We start from the raw sequence: 2,547 nt of genomic DNA, 5'->3' as shown, positions 1-2,547 counted from the left end.
CTCGTCCTCAGGCTCGTCCTCAGGCTCGGACTCGGACTCGTCTTCGGACTCGTCCTCGTAGTCCTCGCCCTGCTCCTCCGACTCGGACTCCTCTTCCTCGAGGGCCTCCTCGTGCGACTGCACGACCTCGCCGTCCTCGATCGTGCCGCGCCAGCCCTCGATCTCGTCGGGGTCGAGGATGGTGCGGGTCATCACGTGGCGCTGGAAGTGCTTGAGTTCGGCCTTCGCACGGCGGGCCTGGGCGCGCCAGATGTTGCCGGTCCGCTCGAAGAGTCCCTGGGGGTAGTACTCGAGCACGACGATGATGCGGGTCAGGCTCGGGCCGACCTCGTGGAAGGTGACCGTGCCGTCGACATGGCCCTTCTCGCCCTTCGAGCGCCAGACGATGCGCTCGTCCGGCACCTGCTCCAGGATCGTCGCCTCCCACGTGCGGTGGGACCAGACGATCTGCGCCTTCCACTCGAGCTTCTCGTCGTCCTTGGCGTCGACCTTCTCGACCTTCTTCATGAACGACGGGAAGCCGCCGAACTCGGTCCACTGGTCGTACGCGACCCGTACCGGTACGCCGACGTCGACCTGTTCGATGATGTTCGTGGCCTTCGTGGCCTTGGGCGACTTCGAGCCCGAGCCGCCGGAGCCTCCGCCGAGGCCGGGGACCTTGTCCTTCACGGCGGATGCGGCGCCCTTCAGTGCGCCCTTGACCGGACTGTCGCCCTCGGCCGCGGCCTTGCCGGAGCCGAGCGCTGTCTTCAGGGTCGAGTTGCCGCTCGCCACGTCCTCGAGCCGGTCGGTCAGGTCTCCCATCCGACCACCCAGCGAGCTGACTGCCTTGTCGCCCAGGGTCTTGAACAGGTCTCCGGACGCCGACTTCAGTCGATCGCCGCTCTTGCTGCTCGCCATGCCCGATCACCTCCCCGATCGAGAACGCGACGACGTCTTCTTCGCCGGCGCCTTCTTCGCCGTGGCCTTCTTGGCCGGTGCCTTCTTCGCCGCGGTCTTCTTGGCCGGCGCCTTCTTCGCCGCGGTCTTCTTGGCCGGTGCCTTCTTCGCCGCGGTCTTCTTGGCCGGTGCCTTCTTCGCCGCGGTCTTCTTGGCCGGTGCCTTCTTCACGGCCGACTTCTTGGCCGGAGCCTTCTTGGCCGGTGCCTTCTTCGCCGCGGTCCTCTTGGCCGGAGCCTTCTTCGCGGGCCTGCGCGCAGCACGACGCTTGGGCGCCGGCTCCTCCTCCGGCTCCTCCTCCGGCTCCTCCTCGGGTTCTTCCTCGGCCTCTGGCTCGTCCTCGGCCTCTGGCTCGTCCTCGGCCTCTGGCTCGTCCTCTGGCTCGTCCTCGGCCTCGGGCTCTTCCTCGTCCTCGGCCTCGTCCTCGGGCTCGTCCTCGTCGTACGCCTCGTCGTCGTACGCCTCGCCGTCCTCGGCCTCGTCGTCCTGGTCCGAGCGCGACTGCAGCGAGCGCGTCACCGACTCGATCCTGGACGCGGCGGCGACCAGGGCGGCCTCGCGCGCGACGCCTGCCAGGCGTCCGGTCAGCTGGCCCTGGAGCTCCTTGATCTGCGGGTTGCTCTGCAGCAGCTTGGTGCCCTGGGACAGCAGCTCTTCCTTGTGGGTCGCGAGCCGCTTCCCGGCGAGCAGGCTGCCGAGCATCATGGCCATGCGCAGCTTCTTGGTCCGCCCGAGCAGGTATCCACCCGCGACGCCGGCGGCGATCTTGGTGTTAGCAGACATGTGTTCCGGACCGCGATGCACACCCGTCCGAGTGGCAGGTCGCGGCCGCCTCCCTCCTGGCGCCGCTGTACCCGTGGTCTGGACCGGCAAACGCGGTCGATCCGGTGACGGCGCCTCTGGCCGCCCGAGACTGCCGCGCATTCGCGAGCGCTGACGGGGTACGTGCGGTCTGGGAGATCGGAGCGCAACCAGGGAGGAAGACGATGGCGGAGAACGGCACTGACACGCGGGCGAGCCTGCTCGACCTGCTGCTGGCGAAGGTCGCGGAGGACCCCTACCCGTCCGGCATGATGATGGACCTCATCGAGGAGCTCCTCGAGCCCGACGAGGTCGCGGCGTACGCCGCCGTCCTGATGGACAAGATCCAGGACGAGAACTTCCCCAGTGTCTCGATGATGCGGCGCCTGGTGGCGCTCATCCAGCCGGCCTGAGGGGTGACGTCATGCGTGCCCTGCGTTGGGCGGCGGCCAGCCTGCTGATGGTGCTCGCCGGCGTCCTCGGCCTGCTCGGCGCGGTCCTGTGCGTGACGGTCGTGCTGCTGCCGATCGGCATACCCCTCGTCTTCCTCGCGCGGAAGCTCTTCCGCGCGGCGGGCGGACTCGTCGTACCCCGGCCCGTGCGGCACCCCGTCGCCGAGGCGCAGGACCGCGCGGGCAAGGGCGTCAAGAAGGTCCGGAAGGCATCGCGTCACATCCCCGGTCGGGCCAGCCGGACCACCCGGGTACGGCGCAAGTTGCACCTGACCTGAGAGCCCTATGTCAAGCAGCCTCCTGAGTGAGGGTGCTGAGCCGGCCGTGTAGGTCGGGGTTGTAGGGCACCTGGTCG

General features: G+C 68.9%; 4 protein-coding genes. 2 read left to right on the top strand and 2 right to left on the bottom strand.

Going from position 1 to position 2,547, the window contains the following annotated elements; translation table 11 throughout:
- Together ACFQQI_RS12385 and ACFQQI_RS12380 are read right to left on the bottom strand one after the other, a co-directional pair.
- Window positions 1–900, bottom strand: a 900-nt coding sequence (locus tag ACFQQI_RS12385) for an SRPBCC family protein (RefSeq protein WP_378563313.1), incomplete at its 3' end; no start/stop codon positions are given.
- Between the two features lie 6 nt (window positions 901–906).
- The gene (locus ACFQQI_RS12380; protein WP_378563310.1) at window positions 907–1,722 is read right to left on the bottom strand and encodes a histone H1-like repetitive region-containing protein; all 816 of its coding nucleotides are present in this window, start codon (window positions 1,720–1,722) and stop codon (window positions 907–909) included.
- Window positions 1,723–1,925: 203 nt separating this feature from the next.
- Between ACFQQI_RS12380 and ACFQQI_RS12375 the strand changes: the two genes are divergently transcribed.
- Window positions 1,926–2,153, top strand: coding sequence for a hypothetical protein (locus tag ACFQQI_RS12375; RefSeq protein WP_378563307.1), 228 nt, complete (start codon window positions 1,926–1,928; stop codon window positions 2,151–2,153).
- A gap of 11 nt (window positions 2,154–2,164) precedes the next feature.
- The gene (locus ACFQQI_RS12370; RefSeq protein WP_378563304.1) at window positions 2,165–2,470 is read left to right on the top strand and encodes a hypothetical protein; all 306 of its coding nucleotides are present in this window, start codon (window positions 2,165–2,167) and stop codon (window positions 2,468–2,470) included.
- Window positions 2,471–2,547 lie beyond the last annotated feature (77 nt).

The sequence above is a fragment of the Nocardioides sp. GCM10030259 genome (assembly GCF_042666375.1).
Classification (GTDB): domain Bacteria; phylum Actinomycetota; class Actinomycetes; order Propionibacteriales; family Nocardioidaceae; genus Nocardioides.
This window is presented reverse-complemented; position numbering and strand designations above follow the sequence as displayed.

Excerpts from the sequence above, each read along its gene's own strand:
- ACFQQI_RS12380 (WP_378563310.1), bottom strand. The coding sequence starts at position 1,722 with ATGTCTGCTAACACCAAGATCGCCGCCGGCGTCGCGGGTGGATACCTG.
- ACFQQI_RS12375 (WP_378563307.1), top strand. The coding sequence starts at position 1,926 with ATGGCGGAGAACGGCACTGACACGCGGGCGAGCCTGCTCGACCTGCTG.
- ACFQQI_RS12370 (WP_378563304.1), top strand. The coding sequence starts at position 2,165 with ATGCGTGCCCTGCGTTGGGCGGCGGCCAGCCTGCTGATGGTGCTCGCC.